The 21,151-nt window shown below is 72.0% G+C and carries 20 protein-coding genes; 10 read left to right on the top strand and 10 right to left on the bottom strand.

Going from position 1 to position 21,151, the window contains the following annotated elements; all coding sequences use genetic code 11:
- Positions 1 to 310: 310 nt before the first annotated feature.
- Complete coding sequence (locus MUY14_RS13015; protein WP_247023240.1) at positions 311 to 856, bottom strand: ABATE domain-containing protein; 546 nt, start codon at positions 854 to 856, stop codon at positions 311 to 313.
- 38 nt (positions 857 to 894) lie between these two features.
- Here MUY14_RS13015 and MUY14_RS13020 point away from each other — a divergent pair, with 38 nt between their 5' ends.
- Entirely contained in the window at positions 895 to 1,833 is a 939-nt protein-coding gene (locus tag MUY14_RS13020; protein ID WP_247023241.1) for a phosphotriesterase, read from the top strand.
- 1 nt (position 1,834) lies between these two features.
- Here the strand turns inward: MUY14_RS13020 and MUY14_RS13025 are convergent, their stop codons facing one another.
- A complete protein-coding gene (locus tag MUY14_RS13025; RefSeq protein ID WP_247023242.1) occupies positions 1,835 to 2,740 on the bottom strand; it encodes a PAC2 family protein in 906 nt (301 codons plus the stop codon).
- A gap of 38 nt (positions 2,741 to 2,778) precedes the next feature.
- Between MUY14_RS13025 and metH the strand changes: the two genes are divergently transcribed.
- The 6 genes from metH (at position 2,779) to hisG (ending at position 10,320) form a co-directional block, all read left to right on the top strand.
- The gene (gene metH, locus MUY14_RS13030) at positions 2,779 to 6,336 is read left to right on the top strand and encodes a methionine synthase (RefSeq protein WP_247023243.1); all 3,558 of its coding nucleotides are present in this window, start codon (positions 2,779 to 2,781) and stop codon (positions 6,334 to 6,336) included.
- A 77-nt stretch (positions 6,337 to 6,413) separates the two neighbouring features.
- Complete coding sequence (locus MUY14_RS13035; RefSeq protein WP_281506290.1) at positions 6,414 to 7,058, top strand: HAD family phosphatase; 645 nt, start codon at positions 6,414 to 6,416, stop codon at positions 7,056 to 7,058.
- Positions 7,059 to 7,118: 60 nt separating this feature from the next.
- Positions 7,119 to 8,582, top strand: a complete 1,464-nt coding sequence (locus tag MUY14_RS13040) for an AlkA N-terminal domain-containing protein (protein ID WP_247023245.1) — start codon at positions 7,119 to 7,121, stop codon at positions 8,580 to 8,582.
- An 8-nt stretch (positions 8,583 to 8,590) separates the two neighbouring features.
- Complete coding sequence (locus MUY14_RS13045) at positions 8,591 to 9,076, top strand: methylated-DNA--[protein]-cysteine S-methyltransferase (protein ID WP_247023246.1); 486 nt, start codon at positions 8,591 to 8,593, stop codon at positions 9,074 to 9,076.
- Positions 9,077 to 9,179: 103 nt separating this feature from the next.
- Positions 9,180 to 9,443, top strand: a complete 264-nt coding sequence (locus MUY14_RS13050) for a phosphoribosyl-ATP diphosphatase (protein ID WP_247023247.1) — start codon at positions 9,180 to 9,182, stop codon at positions 9,441 to 9,443.
- Positions 9,444 to 9,474: 31 nt separating this feature from the next.
- The gene (hisG, locus tag MUY14_RS13055) at positions 9,475 to 10,320 is read left to right on the top strand and encodes an ATP phosphoribosyltransferase (RefSeq protein WP_247023248.1); all 846 of its coding nucleotides are present in this window, start codon (positions 9,475 to 9,477) and stop codon (positions 10,318 to 10,320) included.
- A 41-nt stretch (positions 10,321 to 10,361) separates the two neighbouring features.
- Here hisG and MUY14_RS13060 read toward each other — a convergent pair whose 3' ends face one another.
- From MUY14_RS13060 to MUY14_RS13070, 3 genes are all read right to left on the bottom strand, one after another.
- On the bottom strand, positions 10,362 to 11,300 hold the full coding sequence (locus tag MUY14_RS13060) for a ParA family protein (protein WP_247023249.1): 939 nt from the start codon (positions 11,298 to 11,300) through the stop codon (positions 10,362 to 10,364).
- A 64-nt stretch (positions 11,301 to 11,364) separates the two neighbouring features.
- Positions 11,365 to 12,156 (bottom strand): thioesterase family protein, encoded by a 792-nt coding sequence (locus MUY14_RS13065; RefSeq protein WP_247023250.1) that lies wholly within the window; start codon positions 12,154 to 12,156, stop codon positions 11,365 to 11,367.
- Entirely contained in the window at positions 12,156 to 13,055 is a 900-nt protein-coding gene (locus MUY14_RS13070) for a RecB family exonuclease (RefSeq protein ID WP_247023251.1), read from the bottom strand. The genes MUY14_RS13065 and MUY14_RS13070 overlap by 1 nt, the downstream gene beginning before the upstream one ends.
- A 247-nt stretch (positions 13,056 to 13,302) precedes the next feature.
- On the opposite strand from MUY14_RS13070, the gene MUY14_RS13075 reads away from it, so the two are divergent.
- On the top strand, positions 13,303 to 14,454 hold the full coding sequence (locus tag MUY14_RS13075; RefSeq protein WP_247023252.1) for a M50 family metallopeptidase: 1,152 nt from the start codon (positions 13,303 to 13,305) through the stop codon (positions 14,452 to 14,454).
- A 62-nt stretch (positions 14,455 to 14,516) separates the two neighbouring features.
- The gene (locus MUY14_RS13080) at positions 14,517 to 15,347 is read left to right on the top strand and encodes a tRNA (adenine-N1)-methyltransferase (protein ID WP_247023253.1); all 831 of its coding nucleotides are present in this window, start codon (positions 14,517 to 14,519) and stop codon (positions 15,345 to 15,347) included.
- Here the strand turns inward: MUY14_RS13080 and MUY14_RS13085 are convergent.
- Positions 15,344 to 15,790: a hypothetical protein gene (locus MUY14_RS13085; protein WP_247023254.1), complete on the bottom strand. Its 447-nt coding sequence runs from the start codon at positions 15,788 to 15,790 to the stop codon at positions 15,344 to 15,346. The genes MUY14_RS13080 and MUY14_RS13085 overlap by 4 nt on opposite strands.
- 13 nt (positions 15,791 to 15,803) lie before the next feature.
- Positions 15,804 to 16,664 (bottom strand): hypothetical protein, encoded by an 861-nt coding sequence (locus MUY14_RS13090; RefSeq protein ID WP_247023255.1) that lies wholly within the window; start codon positions 16,662 to 16,664, stop codon positions 15,804 to 15,806.
- 357 nt (positions 16,665 to 17,021) lie between these two features.
- Between MUY14_RS13090 and arc the strand changes: the two genes are divergently transcribed.
- Complete coding sequence (gene arc / locus MUY14_RS13095) at positions 17,022 to 18,824, top strand: proteasome ATPase (protein ID WP_247023256.1); 1,803 nt, start codon at positions 17,022 to 17,024, stop codon at positions 18,822 to 18,824.
- A 51-nt stretch (positions 18,825 to 18,875) separates the two neighbouring features.
- Here arc and MUY14_RS13100 read toward each other — a convergent pair whose 3' ends face one another.
- The 3 genes from MUY14_RS13100 to MUY14_RS13110 form a co-directional block, all read right to left on the bottom strand.
- Positions 18,876 to 19,796 (bottom strand): DMT family transporter, encoded by a 921-nt coding sequence (locus tag MUY14_RS13100; RefSeq protein WP_247023257.1) that lies wholly within the window; start codon positions 19,794 to 19,796, stop codon positions 18,876 to 18,878.
- 70 nt (positions 19,797 to 19,866) lie between these two features.
- The gene (locus MUY14_RS13105) at positions 19,867 to 20,736 is read right to left on the bottom strand and encodes a TIGR03620 family F420-dependent LLM class oxidoreductase (RefSeq protein ID WP_396126796.1); all 870 of its coding nucleotides are present in this window, start codon (positions 20,734 to 20,736) and stop codon (positions 19,867 to 19,869) included.
- A 67-nt stretch (positions 20,737 to 20,803) separates the two neighbouring features.
- Complete coding sequence (locus tag MUY14_RS13110; protein WP_247023258.1) at positions 20,804 to 21,142, bottom strand: helix-turn-helix transcriptional regulator; 339 nt, start codon at positions 21,140 to 21,142, stop codon at positions 20,804 to 20,806.
- Between the last annotated feature and the right edge of the window lie 9 nt (positions 21,143 to 21,151).

Genomic DNA, 21,151 nt, shown 5'->3' on the forward strand with positions numbered 1-21,151 from the left:
GTCCGGCGGGATTCCCGGACCGGACGTCATGAAAGCCCCTTTCACCGCGTCTGGCGAGGTGAAAGGGTCTTTCACGACAGTGCGGACCGCCAGACCGGCCGCGCCCGATCCGACTTTGCTGAGGCCCTGACGGTGCGGGCCGCCGAGCCACCGCGCCCGATCCGACTTCGCCGGGCCCGGAGGTTACGGCCGGCGCCCCTGGGCGAGCGCACTGGCTCCGGCCGGTTTCGAACCTCGAACGGCCTGCGAGGCGCTACACGGGCCGGTGTCTGCGGTCGAGTGTCCAGCCGTGACTCGGGCCCCGCTGCCCTCACGACTCCGTGCGGCGCCGTTCCCGCAGTGCCCTGACGCGCCCGCGGCTGGCGCACGCCGGGGACGGGCACCAGCGCCGCCGGCCGCCCGGGTCGGCGAACACCCCTCGGCAGTCCTGCTCCGGACAAGCCCGCAGGTCGTGCCGCAGCGGCCCGGTGAGCCAGTCCGCCGCCTGGTGGGCCAGGCGGGCGAAAGCGGCATCCGCCGTCGGCGGGGCGCTGCGGTGCAAGCGGTCGAGCGCGGCCAGGTGCACCGGCTCCGCCTTCAGGAACCGCGTCAGCGCCCGCACGTCCCCGGCACTCGGCGCGACACCGTCCACCACGCCCAGCGCCAAAGGCCGCAGCACCTCGCGCAGGTCGTGCGCGGTGGCCAGCTCGAAGTCCGTGACCGGGGCCAACGGGGTCAGCTCCGAGCAGGCCAGCCAGTCCCGCAGCCGGGCCGCGGTCGGGAGCCGCTCCACCGGCTGCGGCCCGAAGTGGCGGCCGCGGGTGGCGAGCAGGTTCAGCCACGGTGCGCCCATGTCCAGGCGGAAGTCTTCCGGCACCTCGCCATCGTAACGGGTGAGCCGTTACACTCGGCGTGGTGACTGGGGAACCCAAGGTCCGCACCCTGACCGGCGACATCGATCCGGCCGAACTGGGCGTGACCGACTCGCACGACCACCTCTTCTTCGCCTCGAAACTGCTGCCCGGCGAAGAGCTCGACGACACGGAAGCGGCGCTGGAGCAGCTGCTGACGTTCCGGGCCGCGGGTGGCTCGGCCGTGGTGCAGTGGACGCCGTTCGGGCTCGGCCGACGGACCCGGGAGCTGGCCCAGTTCTCGAAGGAGACCGGGGTGCACGTGGTCGCCGCGACCGGGCTGCACCGGGCCGCGCACTACGCGCCGGTCCTGCTCCACCGGGTGATCGACGACCTGGTCCGGCTCTTCGTCGCCGACCTCGTCGAGGGCACCGGGCCCGCCGACCTGCCGGAAGACCGGCGGACGCGGCACCGCGCGGGGCTGATCAAGGTGGCCGGCGCGTTCCACGCGATCGACGCGCACGCCCGTACGACGCTGACCGCCGCCGCGGTCGCGCACGAAGAAACCGGGGCGCCGATAGCGGTGCACCTCGAACACGGCACCGCCGGGCTCGAGATCGCCGAGCTGCTGTGCGGCACCCTCGGCGTGCCTGCCGACCGGGTGATCCTCGGGCACCTCAACCGCCACCCGGAGCCCAGGATCCAGCGGGAGATCGCCGGAACCGGCGTCTTCCTGGCGTTCGACGGGCCGTCACTGGCGAACCGGGCCACCGACTGGCGGCTCGCGGACTGCCTCGAAGCCCTCGTCGGCGCCGGGCACGGCGGTCAGCTGCTGCTCGGCGGCGACACGACGACCGCCACCGCCCGGCGCGAACCCGGTGGCCTCCCGTACCTGCTCACGACGCTGGCGCCGCGGCTGACCAAGCTGCTCGGCGGCGACGTCGTCACGGCCATGCTGGTGGCGAACCCCGCCCGGGCGTTCGCCACCAGCTGGCGCGGGTGACTCAGCGCAGGCCGAAGCCTTCCTGTCCGCCGCCTCGGCCGCGGCGGCGCAGGTAGCGCTCGAACTCGGCGGCGATCTTGTCGCCGCTGACGTCCTGCTCCGCGACCTCGGTCTGCGCGTCGCCGCGCTCTTCGAGGCTGCGGACGTACTCGCTGATCTCTTCGTCCTCGTCGGCCATCTCGCTGACCGTGCGCTGCCACTCCTCGGCCTGCTCCGGCAGCGCGCCGAGCGGGATCTCGACGTCGAGGATGTCCTCCAGCTTGTGCAGCAGCGCCAGCGTCGCCTTCGGGGACGGCGGGTGCGACACGTAGTGCGGCACCGCGGCCCAGATCGACACGGCCGGGATGCCCGCCTGCACGCAGTAGTCCTGCAGGATCCCGACGATGCCGGTCGGGCCCTGGTAGTTGTTCAGGTCCAGGCCGTAGAGCGACGCCGTGTCCTTGTCGTACGCCGTCCCGGTGACCGGGACCGGCCGGGTGTGCGCGGTGTCGGCGAGCAGCGCGCCGAGCGTCACGACGGTCGCGACGTCGAGCTGCTTGATGTGCTCCAGCAGCTCCGCGCAGAACGCGCGCCAGCGCATGTTCGGCTCGGGTCCCTGGACGAGGACCACGTCGCGGTCGAACCCGTCCGGGCGGCAGACGGAGAGCGTCGTCGTCGGCCAGTCCACCCGTCGAGTGACGCCGTCCACCATCCGGACGGTCGGGCGGCTGACCTGGAAGTCGTAGTAGTCGTCGGGCTCCAGTTCGGCCAGGGGCGTGGCGTCCCAGTTCAGCTGCAGGTGCTCGACCGCCCGGCTGGCCGCGTCACCTGCGTCGTTCCAGCCTTCGAAGGCGACGACCATCAAGGGCCGGGTGGGTTCGGGGCGGTCGCCGGGCGGCCGCGGGGTCTCGTCGACGGGCTCACTCACCGGCCCAGCCTACGACCACCGGCCTTACCCTGTTCAGCATGTCCGACCGCCTGTCGTCGCCGTTTCTCGAAGTCCTGGGCTCGCGCGTCCTGGTGGCCGACGGGGCGATGGGTACTGCGCTGCAGGCCCACGACCTGAGCCTGGACGACTTCGGTGGGCTGGAAGGCTGCAACGAGATCCTCAACGTCACCCGGCCGGACGTCGTCCGGTCCGTGCACCGCGGCTACCTCGAAGCGGGTGCGGACGCGGTCGAGACCAACACTTTCGGGGCGAATTTCGCCAACTTCGCCGAATACGACATCACCGGCCGGATCTTCGAGCTGGCCGAAGCCGGCGCCCGGCTGGCTCGGGAGGCCGCGGACGAGTTCGCGACGCCGGATCGCCCGCGGTTCGTGCTCGGCTCGGTCGGCCCCGGCACGAAGCTCCCGACACTCGGCCACGCGCCGTTCACCACCCTGCGGGACGCCTACCAGGAGCAGGTCCGCGGCCTGCTGGCCGGCGGCGTGGACGCGGTGATCGTCGAGACCACCCAGGACATCCTCCAGACGAAGGCGTCGATCATCGGCGCGAAGCGGGCGATGGCCGCCGACGGCCGACGGGTGCCGGTCCTCGCTTCGATCACCGTCGAAACGACCGGGACCATGCTGCTCGGCACCGAGGTCGGTGCGGCACTGGCCGCGCTCGAGCCGCTCGGCATCGACGTCATCGGGCTCAACTGCGCCACCGGCCCGGCCGAGATGAGCGAGCACCTGCGGCAGCTGGCCAAGCACGCGCGGGTGCCGCTGTCGGTGATGCCCAACGCCGGCCTGCCCGAGCTCGGCCCGGACGGCGCCGTCTACCCGCTCGGCCCGGAAGCGCTGGTCGAGGCGCTGACCGGGTTCGTCCGCGAGTTCGGCGTCGGCCTGGTCGGCGGCTGCTGCGGGACGACCGACGAGCACATCCGGCAGCTCGCGGCCGCGGTCGCGGACACCGCGCCGGTGCCGCGGCGGCCGCGGCCCGAGCCCGGCGTGTCGTCGCTGTACCAGGCGGTGCCGTTCAAGCAGGACGCCAGCGTGCTGATGATCGGCGAGCGGACCAACGCCAACGGCTCGAAGGCGTTCCGCACCGCGATGCTCGAGGGCCGCTGGGACGACTGCGTCGAGATCGCCCGCGAGCAGACCCGCGACGGCGCCCACCTGCTCGACCTCTGCGTCGACTACGTCGGGCGCGACGGCACCGCCGACATGGCCGAGCTCGCCGGGCGGCTCGCCACCGCGTCGACGCTGCCGATCATGCTCGACTCCACCGAGGTCCCGGTGCTGCGCGCCGGGCTGCAGCGGCTCGGCGGCCGCGGCGCGGTCAACTCCGTCAACTACGAGGACGGCGCCGGGCCGGAGTCGCGGTTCACGAAGGTCATGGAGCTGGTCAGCGAGTACGGCGCCGCCGTCGTCGCCCTGACCATCGACGAAGAAGGCCAGGCGCGGACCGCGCGGAAGAAGGCCGACATCGCGACCCGGCTGATCGAGGACATCACCGGGAACTGGGGGCTGCGCACCTCCGACATCATCGTCGACGCCCTCACGTTCACCATCGCCACCGGACAGGAGGAATCGCGCCGCGACGGGGCCGAGACGATCGAAGCGATCCGCGAGATCAAGCGACGCCACCCCGAGGTCCAGACCACGCTCGGCCTGTCCAACATCTCCTTCGGGCTCAACCCCGCCGCGCGGCAGGTGCTGAACTCGGTCTTCCTGCACGAGTGCGTACAGGCGGGGCTGGACACCGCGATCGTGCACGCGTCGAAGATCCTCCCGATGGCGCGGATCCCGGACGACCGCCGCGCGGTCGCCCTCGACCTGATCCACGACCGCCGCCGCGAGGGCTACGACCCGCTGCAGGAGCTGATGGCCCTGTTCGAGGGCGTGAGCGCGGCGTCGTCGAAGGCGTCGCGCGCCGAGGAACTGGCCGCGCTGCCGCTGTTCGAACGCCTGGAACGCCGGATCGTCGACGGCGAGCGCAACGGCCTGGCCGACGACCTCGACGCGGCGCTGGAACAGCGGCCCGCCCTGCAGATCATCAACGACACCCTGCTGTCGGGCATGAAGACCGTCGGCGAGCTGTTCGGGTCCGGGCAGATGCAGCTGCCGTTCGTGCTGCAGTCCGCCGAGGTGATGAAGGCGGCCGTCGCGCACCTCGAGCCGCACATGGAGAAGGAGGACGACGACGCCGGCAAGGGGCGGATCGTGCTGGCCACCGTCCGCGGCGACGTGCACGACATCGGCAAGAACCTCGTCGACATCATCCTGTCCAACAACGGCTACGAGGTCGTCAACCTCGGCATCAAGCAGCCGATCACGACCATCCTGGACGCGGCCGAGGAGCAGGGCGCCGACGCGATCGGGATGTCCGGGCTGCTGGTGAAGTCGACCGTGATCATGAAGGAGAACCTCCAGGAGATGAACTCCCGGGGCGTCTCCGCGCGCTGGCCGGTGCTGCTCGGCGGCGCCGCGCTCACCCGGTCGTACGTGGAGAACGACCTCACGGAGCTCTACCTCGGCGACGTCCGCTACGCGCGGGACGCGTTCGAGGGCCTGCGGCTGATGGACGCGATCATGGCCGCCAAGCGCGGGGAATCGCCGCTGGTGGACACCGGCGCCGAGCAGAAGCGCGTGGAGCGCAAGGAACGGCGTGAGCGCTCCCTGCGGATCGCCGAAGCGCGCAAGGCCCGCAAAGCCGAGGAGGAAGCGCTCGAAGGCCCGCCGCCGGAGCGGTCGGACGTCGCCACCGACGTCCCGCTGCCAGTGCCGCCGTTCTGGGGTTCGCGCGTGGTCAAGGGCATCGCGCTCGCCGACTACGCCGCGATGCTCGACGAACGCGCGACCTTCATGGGGCAGTGGGGGCTCAAGGGCGCCCGCGGCGGCGCCGGGCCGACGTACGACGAGCTCGTCGAGTCCGAAGGACGGCCGCGGCTGCGGTACTGGCTCGACCGGCTGACCGCCGACGGCGTCCTGGCCACCGCGGCCGTCGTCTACGGCTACTTCCCGTGCGTCGCCGAGGGCGACGACCTGGTCGTGCTCACCGAGCCCGAGCCGGACGCGCCCGAGCGGCTGCGGTTCACCTTCCCGCGCCAGCGCCGCGACCGGCGGCTCTGTCTGGCCGACTTCTACCGGCCGCGGGAGGCGGGCGAAGTCGACGTCGTGCCGTTCACCGTCGTGACCATGGGCCAGCCGATCGCGGATTACGCGAACGAGCTGTTCGCCGCGAACGCCTACCGCGACTACCTGGAGGTGCACGGCCTCGGCGTCCAGCTCACCGAGGCACTGGCCGAGTACTGGCACTGCCGCATCCGGGGCGAGCTGACTCTCCCCGGCGGTGTGGCGGTCGCCTCAGACGACCCCGACGACGTCGAGGACTTCTTCAAGCTCGGCTACCGTGGAGCGAGGTTCTCCCTGGGCTATGGCGCCTGTCCCGATCTCGAGGACCGGGCGAAGATCGTCGCGCTCCTCGAGCCGGGCCGCATCGGCGTCAAGCTGTCCGAGGAGTACCAGCTGCACCCCGAGCAGTCGACCGACGCGATCGTCTGCCACCACCCGGAAGCGAAGTACTTCAACACCTGACCCTGGGAGGGGAATCCACTGTGCTGACTGGCGCCTCCGCGGGAAAGAGCACGTCGACGCGGGACGGACTCTTTGCCGTGTTGTGGGACATGGACGGCACTCTGGTCGATTCCGAGAAGCTGTGGGACGTCGCGCTCTACGAGACGGCGGAAGCACTGGGCGGCAAGCTCTCCGAGGAACAGCGGATGACGCTGGTCGGGTCCAACATGGACGACACCGCGCAGTACCTCCTGGAAGTGGTCGGCCGGCCCGTCACCCCCGAAGCGATCGCGGCCACCGGCGACCAGATCCGCCGCCGCACGGCCGGGCTCTTCGACGACGCGCTGCCGTGGCGCCCGGGCGCCCGCGAAGCACTGGCCGCGGTGAAGGCGGCGGGCCTGCGCTCGGCCCTGGTCACCTCGACCGAGCGCGACCTGACCGAGCTGGCGCTGAACACGATCGGCCGCGGCTTCTTCGACGTCACGGTGTGCGGCGACGAGGTCGACGGGCTCAACAAGCCGCACCCGCGCCCGTACCTCAAGGCGGCCGAACTGCTCGGCGTCGACCCGGCGCGGTGCGTCGCGGTCGAGGATTCCCCGCCGGGCACGGCGTCGGCGGTCGCCGCGGGCTGCGCGGTCCTGGTCATCCCCAACGACGTCCCGGTCGAGGCGGGGGAGCGGCGCGTGTTCCGCGACTCGCTGGTGGGTGTCGACGTCCCGGCGCTGGCGGCCCTGCTGGGCTGACCCACGCCCATGTCGCATTTCCGCTAGCCCGCGTCGCCGCGCTCGGCGATGCTGTGACGCGTGCATGAAGACTTCGAACGGTGCGTGCGGGCCGTGCAGGCGAAGGACGCCCGCTTCGACGGGTGGTTCTACACGGCGGTTCTGACGACGAAGATCTACTGCCGGCCCAGCTGTCCCGTCGTGCCGCCCAAGCCGCGGAACATGAGCTTCTACCCGAGCGCGGCGGCCGCCCAGCAGGCCGGGTTCCGCGCCTGCAAGCGCTGCCGCCCCGACGCCAGCCCCGGCTCGCCGCTGTGGAACGAGCGCGCCGACCTGGTGGCGCGGGCGATGCGGCTGATCGCCGACGGCGTTGTGGACACCGAAGGCGTCCGCGGGCTGGCCGCCCGGCTCGGCTACAGCGTCCGGCAGGTCGAGCGCCAGGTGTTCGCCGAGCTCGGCGCCGGCCCGCTGGCGCTGGCGCGGGCCCAGCGCGCGCAGACCGCGCGGATCCTGATCGAGACGACCGCCCTGCCGATGACCGAGCTGGCGCTGGCCGCCGGGTTCGGCAGCATCCGGACGTTCAACGACACCGTGCGCGAGGTGTTCGCCCTCTCGCCGACCGAGCTGCGGCAGCGCGCCAAGGGCAAGCCCGCGGCCGCCGGCGCGCTCGTGCTGCGGCTGCCCTACCGGAAGCCGCTGTACCCGGACAACCTGTTCGGGCACCTCGTGGCGACCGGTGTGCCGGGGGTGGAGGAGTGGCGGGACGGCGCCTACCGCCGGACGCTGCGGCTGCCGCACGGCCCCGGTGTCGTCGCGCTGCGGCCCGAGGACGGCCACATCGCCGCCCGGCTGACCCTGGCCGACCTCCGCGACCTGCCTGCCGCGACGAGCCGCTGCCGCCGCCTGCTCGACCTGGACGCCGACCCGGTCGCCGTCGACGACCAGCTCGCCACCGACCCGCTGCTCGCGCCCCTGGTGGCGGCCGCACCGGGCCGCCGGGTCCCGCGCACGGTCGACGGCGCCGAGTTCGCCGTCCGGGCCGTGCTGGGCCAGCAGGTCTCGACGGCGGCGGCCCGCACCCACGCCGCCCGGCTCGTCGTCGCGCACGGCGAACCGGTCGAGGACCCCGAAGGCGGCCTGACCCACCTGTTCCCGTCGCCGGAGGCGCTGGCTTCGCTGGACCCGGAGACGCTGGCCATGCCCCGCAGCCGCCGTCGCACGCTGCTGGCGCTGGTCGAGGCGCTGACCGGCGGCCTCGACCTCGGCGCGGGCAGCGACTGGGACGCGACCCGGGCCGCGCTGACCGCGCTGCCGGGGTTCGGGCCGTGGACGGTCGAGAGCATCGCGATGCGGGCGCTCGGCGACCCGGACGCGTTCCTCCCCACCGACCTCGGCATCAAGTACGCGGCGGCTGAAGTGCTGGGCCTCGGCGGCCAGGCCGCCGTCGTCGCCCGGTCCGCGGCGTGGCGCCCCTGGCGGGCGTACGCCACCCAGCACCTGTGGGCCACCGGCGACCACGCGATCAACCGGATGCCCGCCGCCTAGGAGATCTCATGCGTTCCCACTCGATCGTCGACAGTCCCTGCGGCCCGCTCACGCTGGTCGCCGAGGGGGGCGCGCTGTGCGGCCTGTACATGGTCGAGCAGCGCCACCGCCCGGACGAGCTGACGTTCGGCACGCACGACCCCGGCGCGGACATCTTCGCCCGCGCCGAAACCGAGCTGAAGGAGTACTTCGCCGGCCAGCGCGAGCGGTTCGAGCTGCCGCTGGCCTTCGTGGGCACGCCGTTCCAGCGGTCGGTCTGGGCGCAGCTGCGCGAGATCCCGTACGGCACCACCACCTCGTACGGCGAGCTGGCCGACCGGCTCGGCAACCCTGGCGCGTCCCGCGCGGTCGGGCTGGCGAACGGCAAGAACCCGATCGGCATCATCGTCCCGTGCCACCGGGTGGTCGGTTCGACCGGCTCGCTCACCGGCTACGGCGGCGGTCTGGAACGCAAGCGGTACCTGCTCGACTTCGAGCGCGGCGCGCTGTTCTGATCCCAGCTCGTGGGAGGCGGCGTCCACTCCCGTGTGAGATGGGCTGCACCCGCGGCGGGGCGGGGCGGCACGTGCGGGCCCGGGGTGGAAGGATCTGCAGATCGTGAAGACCTTCGATGAGCTGTTCGCGGAGCTTGCCGAGCGCGCGCGTTCCCGTCCCGACGGGTCCGGCACCGTCGTCGCCCTCGATGCCGGGGTGCACGCCCAGGGCAAGAAGGTGCTCGAGGAAGCCGGCGAGGTGTGGATCGCCGCCGAGCACGAGTCCGACGACCGCCTCGCCGAGGAGATCTCCCAGCTGCTGTACCGGGTGCAGGTGCTGATGCTCGGCCGCGGTCTGTCGACCGAGGACGTCTACCGCTACCTGTGACTGCCGCTCGATGAACGAGGAGAGAAGCGAAATGCTGCGTGTTGCCGTGCCGAACAAGGGAGCCCTCGCCGCCGCGGCGACGGAGATGCTCGGCGAGGCGGGCTACCGCAAGCGGCATGAGCAGCGCGACCTGACCGTGCTCGACCCGGTGAACGAGGTCGAGTTCTTCTTCCTGCGGCCCAAGGACATCGCCATCTACGTCGGCTCCGGCGAGCTCGACCTCGGCATCACCGGCCGGGACCTCGCGCTCGACTCCGGCGCGCCGGTCGAGGAGGTCCAGGCGCTCGGTTTCGGCGGCTCGACGTTCCGCTACGCCGCCCCGGCGGGCAAGGACTGGAAGCCGGCGGACCTGCACGGCAAGCGGCTCGCGACGTCGTACCCGCGGCTGGTCCGCGACGACCTCGCCCGCCACGGCGTCGAGGCCGAGGTGATCCGCCTCGACGGCGCGGTGGAGATCTCGATCCAGCTCGGCGTCGCCGACGCGATCGCGGACGTGGTCGAGTCCGGGCGTTCGCTGCGCCAGAACAACCTGGTGGCGTTCGGTGACCCGATCTGCGTCTCGGAAGCGGTGCTGCTGCAGCGCAAGGGGACGGGGGAGAGCAAGCCGAAGTCGCAGCTCGCGGCGCGGCTGCGCGGGGTCGTGTTCGCGCAGCAGTACCTGATGCTGGACTACGACTGCCCGCGCACGCTCGTCGAGCGGGCCATCGCCATCACGCCGGGCCTGGAGTCGCCGACGGTCGCCCCGCTGGCCGACGACGACTGGGTCGCCGTGCGCGCGATGGTGTCGCGCAAGGACGTCAACCGGGTCATGGACGAGCTGGCCGAGGTCGGCGCCAAGGCGATCCTGGCGTCCGACATCCGTTCCTGCCGCCTCTGAGCGTCGTGAGTGTTCAGGCGGGTTCTAACCCGCCTGAACACTCACGAGCGCGGCCGGTTGGGCTTCTTCGGGAGCAGGTCGTAGAGGCCCTTGCGGACGCCGTTGTCGTTGACGTTGCGCGCCACCGCGACCTCGGAGATGAAGTCCTCGAAGACGAACTCCTCGTCGGCGGGGACGACGGCCGGGGCCTGGTTCTGCGCCAGGTAGCTGTCGAGGGTGCCCGCGATCTCGCGGAACGACAGCGCCTGCAACGTCTCCGGGGCGTAGGTCGTCACCGGGACGCCGTGCGCCGCCGCTTCGTTCATCACCACGCCGAGCGGCAGGTGCGACAGCATCGGGATGCCGAACTCGTACATCTCCTGCAGCGCCGCGGCCGCGTAGTGCGAGATCGGCCGCCGGTAGAGGCTCGGCACCAGCCCGAACCACGACAGCGGCTGCCGCCCGACGGTCTGCTCGACGTACCGGACCTGGTCGGCCAGCAGCCGCAGTGCGCGGATGCTCGTCTTGTCCGGCTGCACCGGCACGAGGATGCCGTGCGACGCCGCCAGCGCGTTGTTCGTCAGCACGTCGAGCGCCGGCGGGCAGTCGATGATGCAGTGGTCGTAGTTGGCGAACTGGATGACCCGCGCGAGCTGCCAGCCGGGTACGCGGAACGAGTCGAGCCGCCGGATCAGGTCGAACATCCCCGGTGACGTCGGCACGACGTCGAGCGCGCCGCCCTTGCCGAGGTTGCTGCGCGGGTGCGGGACCACCAGGTCCTCGATCGCGCCCTTCCAGGTCTTGGCCAGCGCCTTCGCCAGGCTCGGCCGGTCCGGTGGCACCTCGGCCAGCCCGAGCATCTCGGTCGTCGCGTGGCCCTGCGGGTCGAGGTCGACCAGCAGCACCCGCCGGCCCCGCTCGGCCAGCGCCGCCGCGGTGCCGACGCTCAGAGAGGTCTTGCCGACCCCGCCTTTCTGGTTGACCACCGAGGTGATCTGCATGCCGGAGCGCTCCTCAAGTCGGTCGTTCCGCGAAGGTTATTGGATCCGGGGCCGTTGTGGGTGGCTATCCGCCCCCGGCCTGTCGCGGCCGGACCATCAGCGCCTGCGCGCCGGTCGCCAGCGGGCCGCTCGCGTCGTGCAGGATGCTCGTCGCCGTGCCGGTGCCGTGCCGCCCGACCAGCGTGACCGCGTCCAGGCCGATCCACTCGCCCTCGGGCACCCGCCGCACGTGCACGGTCAGCTCGGAGTTGATGAACCACCACTGCCGCGGGTCGAGGAAGTTGGACACGCCGTTGCCGGAGTCGGCGACGGTGAACAGCCGCTGCAGCCCGCTCGGCTCCTCGCCGTCGACCAGCGGGACCCGCTGCCGGGCCCAGACCGCCGCCGGGCCGGGCACGTCCATGCCGCCGCGGACCGCGCGCCACTCCACCGCGTCGAGGTAGCCGCTCTGCCAGCCCTCCGGCCACGGCGACTCCGTGACGCTGTCCGGCGCCGGCAGCATCGGGCCGCCGTCGGTGGCGATCTCGGCGGTGTCGGAAGTCGCGACCCGCCACGCCGACGCGCGGGCCACGACCCGCTCCGCGCTCGCCAGCTCGGCCTGCAGCAGCTCGACCGACCGGCCGGGGCGCTCCACCCGGGCCCGCACGGTGAGCTCGGCGACCGGGGCCGGCCCGAGGATTTCGACGGTGACCCTGGCCAGTTCGGCCGGGTGCGCGGGTTCGACGGTTTCGAGAGCCCGCACCAGCAGCGCCGACGGCGGCCCGAAGTGCTGCGAATCCGAAGACCACGGGCCGGCGGTGTGCGCGGTCGCGGAGTAGCGGCCTTCGCCGCGCGGGACGTAGAACGCGTCGGCCATCAGTCGGCCCGGTCCAGCGGCGTCTCGTCGCCCGCGTCGGGCTCCGGCCACCCGGGGTACGCGGGCGGCGTGCCGCCGTACTCGGGGCAGTGCGCCTGGTGGTCGCACCAGTTGCACAGCTTGCTCTTGTTGGCGCGGAAGTCGCCGGTCTTGCCCGCCTTGAGGATGGCCTGCCAGATGGCTTCGAGGGTGCGCTCGAAGCGCAGCAGCTCGGCTTCGTCGGGGGTGTAGGCGAGGGACTGGCCGTCGGTCAGGTACATGAGTTTCAGCTGCCGCGGCACGATCCCGCGCAGCCGCCACAGCACCACGGCGTAGAACTTCATCTGGAACATCGCCTTGGCCTCGCCGATTTCCCGTGGCGCGGCACCGGTCTTGTAGTCCACGACCCGGATTTCGCCGGTCGGCGCGACGTCGAGGCGGTCGATGTAGCCGCGCAGCAGGACACCGGAGCCGAGCTCGATCTCGACGTGCAGCTCGCACGCTTCGGGTTCGAGCCGCCGCGGGTCTTCGAGTTCGAAGTAGGCGTCGAGGAGCTTTTCCGCCGAGCGCAGCCAGTCCGCGTGGTCGTCGGGCTTTTCGGTGTCGAACAGCTCGGTCCACTCCGGACGGTCCGCGGACAGGTCCGTCCACGCCGGGCCGAGCAGCTCCCGCGCCTGCGCGGGGACGCGCTCGGCGGCGGGCAGCGCGAACAGCCGCTCCAGCACCGAGTGGACGAGCGTGCCGCGCAGCTGCGCCTTGGTGGGCACCTCGGGCAGCCGGTCGACCGCGCGGAACCGGTAGAGCAGCGGGCACTGTTTGAAGTCACTGGCCCTCGACGGCGACAACGCGGGCCGCCGGCGCACCTGGGTGGCGACGGCGGAGGCTGGGGGTTCCGTGGTGACGGTGTCGGCGTCGGGCATGGGCAGAGCGTAACGCCGGGGTACGACAGTTCCGGCGACCGCAACGCCCGCACCGGCGCCGAGGTGGGGAAAGCGACCCGGCGCCGCGCGCCCGCATGTCATGAAAGGGTCGTTCACCTCGCCAGACGACATGAACGACCCTTTCACGACATCCCCCGCGACGCTGCGGACCGCTCAGGACACGCGGGTGCGACACCATCCGGGCCGGATCACCCGCTCCCCACACCGGGGGCTCTAGGCTCTCCGCATGGCCGCCACCAGTGAACAAGGCACCGGGGGCACCCGGCAGGCCGTCCGCTCGGACGGTGGCCTCGTGCTGTTCCGGGTCGCCGGCGTGCCCGTGCTGCTGGCGCCGTCCTGGTGGATCGGCTCGCTGATCGTCGTAGTGCTCTACGCACCGCTCGTCGGTCGGCTGCTCCCGGATGCCTCGGGGCTGACGTCGTGGCTGCTGGCCGGCGCGTTCGCGGTGCTGCTGGGGCTCTCCGTGCTCGCGCACGAGCTCGGGCACTGCCTGGTCGCGCTGCGGCTGGGGATCCCCGTGCGGCGGCTGCGCCTCTTCCTCCTCGGCGGCCTGTCCGAAGTGGCCCGCACGCCGAAGCGCCCCGGCCAGGAAGGTCTGGTCGCGGCGGCCGGGCCGGTCGTCTCGCTGCTGCTCGGCGGGTTCTGCGGCCTGCTGATGTTCGCCGTGCCGCCGGACGGCGCGGTCTGGCTCCTGGTCGCCGAATGCGCGGTCGCGAACCTCGCCGTCGGCGTGTTCAACCTCCTGCCCGGACTTCCGCTCGACGGCGGGCGGCTGGTCCGCGCCGGGGTCTGGGCGGCCACCGGCATCCGCGCGAAGGGCACCCGCGCCGCGGTCGCCGGCGGGGCGGTCGTGGCCGCCGGGCTGCTCGTCTGGGCGCTCTGGGGCCTGGCCACCGCGAGCCCGGACCGCTGGCTGCGGCTGGGCGTCTGCGTCGTGACGGCGTGGTTCGTGATCCTCGGCGCCCGCTCGGAGTTGGCCGCCGAAGCGCGCCGCACGTGGCCTGAAGGCTTGGTGCTCGGCGAACTCGTCCGGCCGGTGCTGCAGCTGCCCGCCGAAAGCCCGGTGTCGGACGCGCTGGCCGCGTCGGCGGGCCGGGGCGTGGTGCTGGTCCGCGCCGACGGGGTCGCCGCCGGGCTGCTGGACACCGGTGCGGCCGAACGGCTCGCGAGCACCTCGCCGCACGCGCCGGCCGAGCTGGCGGCCGAGCCGATCCGGGCCGAGACCGTGCTCCTGGCGTCGGAGCCGGGGGAGGACGTCGTCGAGCGGGTCCGCGAGACGGCCGCGTGGCAGTTCCTCGTCGTCGACGACGAAGGGCGCCCGGCGGGCGTGCTGCGCCGGGACGACCTGCGGGCCGCGCTGAACCGCCGCACCCGCTGACGCCGCGCCTCGGGCGGCCTGCGAAGATCTGTCGTCGGCCATTCGGGGTACAGGAGGAAGTGTTGTCGGTCAGCGGACCGTTTCGCGCGGGTGATCGGGTGCAGTTGACCGACTCGAAGGGGCGCCACTACACCCTGACGCTGGCCGACGGCGGTGAGTACCACACGCACCGCGGCGGCCTCGCCCACGACGACCTGATCGGCCGTCCCGAGGGCTCGGTGGTCACGTCCGCGGGCGGGTCCACGTACCTCGCGCTGCGCCCGCTCCTGCCGGACTACGTGCTTTCGATGCCGCGCGGCGCGCAGGTCATCTACCCCAAGGACGCCGCGCAGATCGTGATGTGGGGCGACATCTTCCCGGGCGCGCGCGTGCTCGAAGCGGGTGCCGGTTCGGGCGCGCTGACGTGCTCGCTGCTGCGCGCGGTCGGCCCGGCCGGCACCGTGCAGTCCTACGAGATCCGCGACGACCACGCCGTGCACGCCGAGCACAACGTCGTGAAGTTCTTCGGCGAGAAGCCGGCCAACTGGTCGCTCACGGTCGCCGACCTGGCTTCGCACGAGGGCGAGGTCGACCGGGTCGTGCTGGACATGCTGGCGCCGTGGGAGCAGCTGCCGAACGTGGCCGCGCACCTCGTGCCCGGTGGCGTGCTGACCGTCTACGTGGCGACCGTGACGCAGCTTTCCCGGGTCACCGAGTCGCTGCGCGAGCAGCAGTGCTGGACCGAGCCGGAGTCGTGGGAGACGCTGATGCGCCCGTGGCACGTCGTGGGCCTGGCGGTCCGCCCGGACCACCGGATGGTCGCGCACACGGCGTTCCTGCTCACCGCGCGCCGGCTGGCCGACGGCACCGTGTCCCCCCGCGTGTCACGCCGTCCGGCGAAGGGCAAGGGCTAACCCGGCACGCACCACCGGCCGCTCTCCTTGTGCAGGGGGAACGGCGTGTCCTTCGTGCCGCCCACCGCCTCGACGTGCACCTTCGCGGTCGCGGACTCACCGCGCACCTCGGGGGGTTCCGCGAGCGTCGCGGTGACCGGGCCGGCCGCGTCCCACGTCCGTTGCAGCCCGGCGAGGGCCTCGGCGCTCTGCGGGCGGCAGGTCAGCTTGCCGAACGCCGCCGAGTCGTGGCGGACGATCGCCTCGACGATCGCCTTCGCCAGCACCCCGACCGCCGCGGTGTCCATCGCGCTGGGCGAGGGCGACGCCGACGGCCGGGCCGGCCGCGGCGTGCTCGACGGGGCGGGCGGGGCACCGGACGGCGCCACGAGCAGCAGTCCCAGCACCACGCCCGCGCCGGCCACGCCGAGCAGGACCAGCCCGGCGACGAGCGCGCGCTTCACCGACGACGGCGGCTCACGAGCCGTCCGCCTTCACGTTGGACAGGCACCACAGGCCGGATTCCTTCTGCGCCGACATGGTGCCGACCTTGGTCTTGCTGCCGTCGGTGGCGGAGTAGCGCACGGTGGCCTTGTCGCCGGTCTCCTGCGGCTCGCCGGTCAGCTTGACCGTGACCTTCGGGATGTCACCGGTGGTGCCCTCGTAGACGCTGCGGCAGATGACGTCGCCGAGCGCCTTCTCGTCGCTGGCGTTGTAGGCCGTGATCGTCGTGTCGAACAGCTCCTTCGAGCTGGCCTGGCCGGCGGGGGCCGGGCCGCCCGCGGGCTTGCTGCTGCTGGTCGACGGCCGGGTCGGCGAGGTGGCCTTGGGCTTCGAGGCGGACGTCTTGGGCGCCGACGTCGGGGCGGCCGAGCTGCTGCTGGCCGGCGGGGCGGCGGTGGTGGTGTCGTCACCCTTCGTGGCCAGGACGATCGCGGTCACGCCGCCGCCGACCAGGACGACCGCGCCGACCGCGATGCCGACGATGAGCCCGGTTTTCTTCTTCTTGGGTGGGGGCGCGTCGCCGAAGCCGCCGCCCCCGTACTGGTCGTAGCCGCCGAAACCCTGCTGCTGGAGCTGGCCCCACTGGTCCTGCTGGCCGTACTGCGGGTAGCCCTGCTGGGGCTGAGGGCCCGTCTGGGGCGGGTAACCGCCCTGCTGGGGCTGGCCGTACGGATCGGGCTGGCCGAACTGCTGGGTGCCGCCGTAGCCCGGCTGCTGCTGCGGTCCGCTCTGGGGGTAGCCGCCCTGCTGGGGCTGGCCGTAGGGCCCGGGCTGCTGCCCGTAGCCCCCGGGCTGCTGGCCGTAGCCGCCCGGCTGCTGCGGCGGGTAGGTCATGAGTGGTGCCCCCTAGCGTCCTTCGAAGACCCGGCAGACGGTGCCGACGTCGGCCCGATGCTAGCCACCGGGCCCGTCCGCCGCGCGGTTAGGGCGGAACTGGCCGGAAATGCCCGGTGTCCCGCCGGTTGGGCACCGCGGGGACGGGGTACTCCCTGCGTGCTTGCTTCACCCCGGCCCGGAAAGACCCGCGACACACCCGTGCCACGGCACCGAAATGGCCGCTTGCGCTGCGGGAATGTCCGTGCTGGGGAAGGCCGGCGAACCGCGACGCGCCGATCTTGTGATCCGGAAAGGCCTTTTCTTGTCGGTGATCGCCGGTACCGTGGAATGAAAAGCACTCCGAGGAGGTGCCCGATGCATCATGACCTTCCCGGAGGTCGGCGCGAGGAGGCCGACCCTTCAGCAACATCCGGAGCTGGGACGACGGCGGACGAGCAGGCTCGGCAGATCCGTTTTCTCGAGGAAGAAGTGGCGCTGCTGCGCCGCAAACTGACGGACTCGCCACGGCAGAACCGAGTTCTCGAACAACGACTCGCCGAGGCCTCGGAACGGGTGAGCCAGCTCACCGAGCGCAACACCAAACTGGTCGAGACGCTGCGCGAAGCGCGAGGACAGCTCCTCGCTCTCCGTGAAGAGGTCGACCGGCTGGCCCAGCCACCGTCCGGGTACGGCGTCTTCGTCGAGGCGTACGAGGACAACACGGTGGACGTCTTCACCGCGGGCCGGAAGATGCGGGTGTCGGTTTCGCCCGCGGTCGAGATCTCGTCGTTGCGCCGCGGTCAGGCGCTGCGGCTCAACGAGGCCCTCACCGTCGTCGAAGGCGGCGGTTTCGAGCGCACCGGCGAGGTGTGCGCGTTGCGCGAGGTGCTCGCGCCGGACGTCGAGGGCGGCAGCCTTCGCGCGCTGGTGGTCGGGCACGCGGACGAGGAGCGGGTGGTCCTGCTCTCCGATCTGCTGGCGGAGCAGCCGCTCAAGCCGGGCGACTCGCTCCTGGTCGACTCCAAGGCCGGTTACGCGTACGAGCGCGTGCCGAAGGCGGAGGTCGAGGACCTGGTGCTGGAGGAGGTGCCGGACGTCCGCTACGAGGACATCGGTGGCCTCACCCGGCAGATCGAGCAGATCCGGGACGCGGTGGAACTGCCGTTCCTGCACGCGGACCTTTACCAGGAGTACCAGCTGCGGCCCCCGAAGGGTGTCCTGCTCTACGGCCCGCCGGGCTGCGGCAAGACGCTCATCGCCAAGGCCGTGGCGAACTCGCTGGCCAAGAAGGTGGCGGCGGCGCGGGGCGACAACGAGGACGGGAAGTCCTACTTCCTGAACATCAAGGGTCCCGAGCTGCTCAACAAGTTCGTCGGGGAGACCGAGCGGCACATCCGCCTGATCTTCCAGCGGGCGCGGGAAAAGGCCTCCGAGGGCACCCCGGTGATCGTGTTCTTCGACGAGATGGACTCGATCTTCCGGACCCGTGGGTCGGGCGTGTCGTCCGACGTCGAGACCACGATCGTGCCGCAGCTGCTGTCGGAGATCGACGGTGTCGAAGGCCTGGAGAACGTCATCGTCATCGGCGCCTCCAACCGCGAAGACATGATCGACCCGGCGATCCTGCGGCCGGGCCGGCTCGACGTCAAGATCAAGATCGAGCGTCCGGACGCCGAAGGCGCGAAGGACATCTTCTCCAAGTACCTGGCCGAAGGCCTGCCGATCCACGCCGACGACCTCGCCGAGTTCGGCGGGGACCCGAAGGCGACGTTCGACGCGATGATCCAGCACACCGTCGAGCGGATGTACGAGGAGAGCGACGAGAACCGGTTCCTCGAGGTGACCTACGCCAACGGGGACAAGGAAGTCCTGTACTTCCGCGACTTCAACTCGGGCGCGATGATCCAGAACATCGTGGACCGGGCGAAGAAGTCGGCGATCAAGTCGGTGCTGGAGACCCAGCAGCCGGGTCTGCGCGTGCAGCACCTGCTCGACGCGATCGTCGACGAGTTCGCGGAGAACGAGGACCTGCCCAACACCACCAACCCGGACGACTGGGCCCGGATCTCCGGCAAGAAGGGCGAGCGGATCGTCTACATCCGCACGCTCGTCACCGGCAAGAACCAGGATTCGGGGCGGGCGATCGACACCGCCACGAACACCGGTCAGTACCTGTAGGTTCGAGCGCTCGATGGGGCGGCCGCTTCGGCGACCGCCCCATCGGCGTGTCTAGCGGCGGACGAGTTCCGGCTCGGCGGGGCGGCGCACCCGTAGCCGTCCGTGGGCGGCCAGGATGCCCAGCACCACGAGCAGGGCGCCGGCCGGCTGGTTCCAGCTCACCGGTTCGCCCAGCACGAGCACGCCGAGCAGCACCCCGACGACCGGTGTCAGGTACGTGACCGCCGAGGCGTTGGCCGCGCCCCAGGCGGCGATGATGCGGACGTTCCAGACGTAGGCGAGACCCGTGCCGAACACGCCGAGCGCCACCATGCTCGCCACCACCGCGAGGTCCAGGTGCACCGGCGCGGTGGCGATGGCCGGGGCGAGCAGCCCCAAGAGGACGGTCGCGGAGGCGGTCTGCCCGAACGCGACGACGACCGGATCCGTCCCGCGTGGTGAGACGAACCGGCGCATGTACACGAAACAAGCGCCGTAGCAGCTCGTCGCGCCGAGGCAGGCGAGCTGCGCGGTCAGCTGGTGCGAGACGTCGACGCCGTGCCACACGCCGACGATCGTGAGCACCCCGAGGAAGCCGAGCAGCAACCCGGCGACCTTCGGGGGCGTGAACCGCTCTTCAGGCAGCGCCGCGGCCGCCAGCAGCATCGTGATGAGCGGCGTGGTGGCGTTGAAGATACTGGCCAAACCGGACGAAATGTACTGTTCCGCCCACGAGAACAGGAGGAACGGCACCACGCACAGCAGCACCGACACGACCGCGAGGTGGCCCCACAGCACGGGGTCGCGGGGCAGCGGGCGGCGGCGCACGGCCAGCACGAAGGCCAGCGCGAGCGCACCCAGTGCGACGCGGGCGAGCGCCACCTGGGCGGGGGAGAGGCCGCCGAGGCCCACCTTGATGAACAGGAAACTCGCACCCCAGACCACGGCCAGCAGCGCGAACCGCACCGTGACCCCGAAACCCGCCAGTCGCATGGGCGCAGTCAAGCCGGGCAGCGGGTTTCGAAGCCAGCGGTTTTCGGACCTCACCATTGTGTATAACGCCCTATACCGCCGCGGGCAGCAGTGCTTCGGCCAGCCGACGCCAGTGCGGCATCGCGGTGGTGCCCGCTTCGAGGCCGATCACCTGGATGCCGACGTGGTCGGCGCCGGCGTCGAGGTGCGCGCGCAGCTTGCCCATCACCTGCTCCAGGTCGCCCCAGTACACGAGGTCGTCGACGAGCCGGTCGCTGCCGCGGCCGCCGTCGATGTCGGATTCGGAGTAGCCGAGGCGCCGGAACTTCGCGACGTTGTACTCCGAGGTCAGATACGGGTGCAGGTGCGCGCGGGCGAGTTCGCGGGCCTTGGCCGCGTCCGGCTCGAACAGCACGGCGTGCTCGACGCCGAGGAACGGTTCCTCGCCGAGGATTTCGCGTGCCTGGGCCGTGTGCTCGGGTGCCACGTGGTAGGTGTGCGCGCCGGCCGACCGGTCGCGGGCCAGCTCCAGCATCTTCGGGCCGTACGCGGCCAGCAGGCGCCGCGTTCCCGGTGCGGGGACGGCGTCCATGGCGTCGAGGTAGTCGTTCATCGCCCGCAGCGGGCGGGTACCGGGTTTGCCGGCGCCGTAGCCGAGGCCGAGCAGGTGGCGGTCCGGGTAGGCCTCGGCCAGCAGCTGTGCGCCGGCCCGGGTCCAGCGCGGCTCGCGCGACCAGATCTGCGCGATCCCGTTGACCACGGTGAGCCGCTCGGTGACCGACAGCAGGAACCCGGCGTGGGTGAGGGCCTCGCGCCCGTCCCGTTCCGGGACCCAGATCGCCGGCCAGCCGAGTTCTTCGAGCTCCTGCACGGAGTCCCGGATCAGGCTCGCCGGCCGGTCCTCGAAGTCGAACGTCCAGATCCCGTAGCGGCCGAGCCGCATGCCCTCGATAGTACCCATGAATCGAAGTATCGCATATTTACGATGCGACGTGCCGGCGGGAGTCGTCGAACGGACGGGGGAGAGGTCAGAGGGAGTGGCCGAGGGCGGCGACGAATTCGGCGATCCGGGCCTCGTCGCGCTTGTAGTGCGTCCACTTGCCGACGCGCGTCGCCCGGACCAGCCCGGCGCGCTGGAGCGAGGCCATGTAGGCCGACACAGTCGACTGTGCGAGCCCCAGCTTCTCCTGGATGTGGCTCACGCACACACCGACCTCGACCGGGTCGGCGATCGCCCGCTCGACCGGAAAGTGCCGCTCCGGCTCCCGGAGCCACTGCAGGACCTGCAGTCGCACGGGGTTGGCGAGCGCCTTGAAGACGTCGAGCAGGTGCTCGACGCCGGGCTCGGATTCGGTGCGTGTCGTCATGGCTTCCCT

Source organism: Amycolatopsis sp. FBCC-B4732, assembly GCF_023008405.1.
In the GTDB taxonomy this organism is placed as follows: Bacteria; Actinomycetota; Actinomycetes; order Mycobacteriales; family Pseudonocardiaceae; genus Amycolatopsis; species Amycolatopsis pretoriensis_A.

Excerpts from the sequence above, each read along its gene's own strand:
- MUY14_RS13060 (WP_247023249.1), bottom strand. The coding sequence starts at position 11,300 with ATGCAGATCACCTCGGTGGTCAACCAGAAAGGCGGGGTCGGCAAGACC.
- arc (WP_247023256.1), top strand. The coding sequence starts at position 17,022 with ATGCATCATGACCTTCCCGGAGGTCGGCGCGAGGAGGCCGACCCTTCA.
- metH (WP_247023243.1), top strand. The coding sequence starts at position 2,779 with ATGTCCGACCGCCTGTCGTCGCCGTTTCTCGAAGTCCTGGGCTCGCGC.
- MUY14_RS13065 (WP_247023250.1), bottom strand. The coding sequence starts at position 12,156 with ATGGCCGACGCGTTCTACGTCCCGCGCGGCGAAGGCCGCTACTCCGCG.
- MUY14_RS13100 (WP_247023257.1), bottom strand. The coding sequence starts at position 19,796 with ATGCGACTGGCGGGTTTCGGGGTCACGGTGCGGTTCGCGCTGCTGGCC.
- MUY14_RS13090 (WP_247023255.1), bottom strand. The coding sequence starts at position 16,664 with ATGACCTACCCGCCGCAGCAGCCGGGCGGCTACGGCCAGCAGCCCGGG.
- MUY14_RS13070 (WP_247023251.1), bottom strand. The coding sequence starts at position 13,055 with ATGCCCGACGCCGACACCGTCACCACGGAACCCCCAGCCTCCGCCGTC.
- MUY14_RS13105 (WP_396126796.1), bottom strand. The coding sequence starts at position 20,736 with ATGGGTACTATCGAGGGCATGCGGCTCGGCCGCTACGGGATCTGGACG.
- MUY14_RS13110 (WP_247023258.1), bottom strand. The coding sequence starts at position 21,142 with ATGACGACACGCACCGAATCCGAGCCCGGCGTCGAGCACCTGCTCGAC.
- MUY14_RS13075 (WP_247023252.1), top strand. The coding sequence starts at position 13,303 with ATGGCCGCCACCAGTGAACAAGGCACCGGGGGCACCCGGCAGGCCGTC.
- hisG (WP_247023248.1), top strand. The coding sequence starts at position 9,475 with ATGCTGCGTGTTGCCGTGCCGAACAAGGGAGCCCTCGCCGCCGCGGCG.
- MUY14_RS13045 (WP_247023246.1), top strand. The coding sequence starts at position 8,591 with ATGCGTTCCCACTCGATCGTCGACAGTCCCTGCGGCCCGCTCACGCTG.